Here is a 2,328-nt window from a genome sequence, read left to right on the forward strand (position 1 = left end):
CTGAGGCCAATCTCTTTCTGGTTACCAGCTATGACTTAATAAACGAAATCCTAAAAGATACAGGAGTATTCTCCAGCAACTTCTCCACTATACGGGCAGGCAGTAAAAAAAAAGATAAGGAAATGGAAGAAAATCTTTGCTCAAGGTTGGCCTCGAATGAACACCCTGCTCACAGCAGACCCGCCAGAACACGAGCGATTCCGAGCGCTAGTGAATAAGGCATTTAGCTCGTCGCGTGTGAACAAAATGCATAATTTGATTGAGCAGATTGTTGATGAACTTATTGACTGTTTCATCACGAGGAGCAAGTGTGAATTTGTCAGTGAGTTTGCCGTCCCTTTACCTGTCAAAGTTATTGCTCAACAATTAGGTGTGCCGCCAGAGGATCTGCCAAAGTTCAAAAAATGGTCTGATGCTTTTATTGCGCGTCTAGGTCATCTACTTTCTAGAGAGCAGGAGATCGAGTGTGCTAAAGATGTTGTTGCTTTCCAACATTATTTTCATGATGTCATTGAGTCACGCAAAAAACAGCCGGAAGATGATTTGATCACCGACTTGGTACAGGCAAAGGTGGCTGGAGAACGAGCGCTCGACACTGCTGAACTGCTAAGTATAATTCAGCAAATACTAGTAGCAGGTAATGAGACGGTCACTAGTGCCCTTACAGCTGGGATGTTGTTGCTGACAAAGAATCAAGAGCAGATTCCGTTGCTACAAGCAGATCCTTCCCTGCTAGAGAATTTAGTGGAAGAAGTTTTACGGATGGAAAGCCCCACAGCCGGAATGTGGCGAGTTGTAACGCAAGATACAAAACTCCAAGACATCGATCTCAAAGCTGGGTCTTTAGTGATGCTTCGTTTCGATGCCGCTAACCGCGACCCCAGAAAATTTCAGGAGAGTGAGCGTTTCGATGTCCGCCGCCATAATGCAAGTAACCACCTATCTTTTGGTCATGGTATTCATTTTTGTTTAGGTGCTATGCTTGCTCGTAAGGAAATGCACATCGCTTATAAAAAGTTGCTGCTACGGATAAAGAATATCCGCTTGGCATCAGAAGGATACCAATACTTACCAAACGTACTCATGCGTACACTGAAGCACCTCTATATTGAGTTTGACAAAGTGTGATAGTGGCAATCAGAAAACTGTATTTCATATTTCTCATCAAGAATAGAACTAGAATTTATATAGCATTTACAGGAGATCGGTAAGCCTGTCATAATTCCCATCTCCTATCAGAGGCTTGCACTCGCATAGGAAAGAATGAGTATAAAAAGCTCAGTTTTGCTAAGATAATAGGTAAAAGGATAACAACAATGGAAACCTTAGAAAATTATCAGTTAATTCTAAAAACGGGTAAAACTACAATAGAAAAAGCTCTAGAATTGTTTGATGCTTTTGAACCCGTGAATTTAGATTTTATGTTTGGTCGTTGGCAAGGGTCTGGACTACATACAAATCATCCAATGGATGGTTTATTAGAAATTTCTAATTGGTATGGAAAAGAATTTATAGATGCTGAAAATGTTCACCCTTTGTTATTTTTAGATAGTCAGGGGAAGATTTTTCCAGTTGCGCCTCATCCGACTTTAATGAACTGGGTTTTGAAGTTACCGATACCCAAAAATAATTCTCTCAAACCGTTACTAGGATCAATTAATTCTTTACTCAAAACCGATAAAAGCCAAGCCAGACTGAGAATGATGGAGTACAGAGGCAAAGTCACGGCTACTATGATTTATGATTATTTGCCAATCAATGATTATTTTAGAAAAGTAGATAAGAATACTGTGTTAGGAATTATGGATTATAAGAACCTAGCTCAACCTTTCTTTTTTGTTCTCAAACGATGCTTTTAGCCTTTGGCGGATAAATAGCTTGAGACTGAGATTCTTTCCGTAGACCTCCTTAAATCGCTCACGGCTTTCAACAACAATTCTTCCAAGGATACTAGAGAGCGGTGTAGGTCATTCCTCACAAAGCTCACCCGATTAATTGCAGATATGGATTGGTTTTATTTTGGGTTAAAATTCTTCGTCTAAAGAGCTAAGTACATCTGCTAAATCTCTTGATCCATGAAATACCCGCCCGCATTTCAATGGTAGTATCCTCAAAAGAATAGAAAATCAGATAATCCCGAAAATCCTTGATCCGCCATTGTCGGATTTTACCCAATCTCGATTCCACCAACCGCGTTACCTTTCCCATCCCAGGAGTCTTTGACAACTGAGCAAAGGTTAATTCCGCAGCATTTAAGAATTTAACTGCTGCATCCGTATTCCCTATTAACCAATATATAATTTGCCAAATGTCGTAAATCTTGCGTTT

At 40.1% G+C, this 2,328-nt stretch carries 3 protein-coding genes and 1 pseudogene; 3 read left to right on the forward strand and 1 reads right to left on the reverse strand.

What is annotated here, in order from left to right; all coding sequences use genetic code 11:
* The 3 genes and pseudogenes from RRG12_RS43125 to RRG12_RS43135 all read left to right on the forward strand — a co-directional run.
* Positions 1-218, forward strand: a pseudogene (locus RRG12_RS43125) (hypothetical protein); the annotation flags it as partial.
* Entirely contained in the window at positions 157-1,128 is a 972-nt protein-coding gene (locus RRG12_RS43130; RefSeq protein ID WP_420763285.1) for a cytochrome P450, read from the forward strand. The pseudogene RRG12_RS43125 and the gene RRG12_RS43130, both read left to right, overlap by 62 nt.
* A gap of 188 nt (positions 1,129-1,316) precedes the next feature.
* Positions 1,317-1,859: a DUF4334 domain-containing protein gene (locus tag RRG12_RS43135; protein ID WP_392476011.1), complete on the forward strand. Its 543-nt coding sequence runs from the start codon at positions 1,317-1,319 to the stop codon at positions 1,857-1,859.
* Between the two features lie 187 nt (positions 1,860-2,046).
* Here RRG12_RS43135 and RRG12_RS43140 read toward each other — a convergent pair.
* The coding region (locus RRG12_RS43140) for a type II toxin-antitoxin system RelE/ParE family toxin (protein WP_420763286.1) at positions 2,047-2,328 on the reverse strand (282 nt) is incomplete at its 5' end.

The organism is Nostoc sp. CALU 546, assembly GCF_048836525.1.

Coding starts and splice junctions, on each gene's coding strand:
- RRG12_RS43130 (WP_420763285.1), top strand. CDS start 157: ATGAACACCCTGCTCACAGCAGACCCGCCAGAACACGAGCGATTCCGA.
- RRG12_RS43135 (WP_392476011.1), top strand. CDS start 1,317: ATGGAAACCTTAGAAAATTATCAGTTAATTCTAAAAACGGGTAAAACT.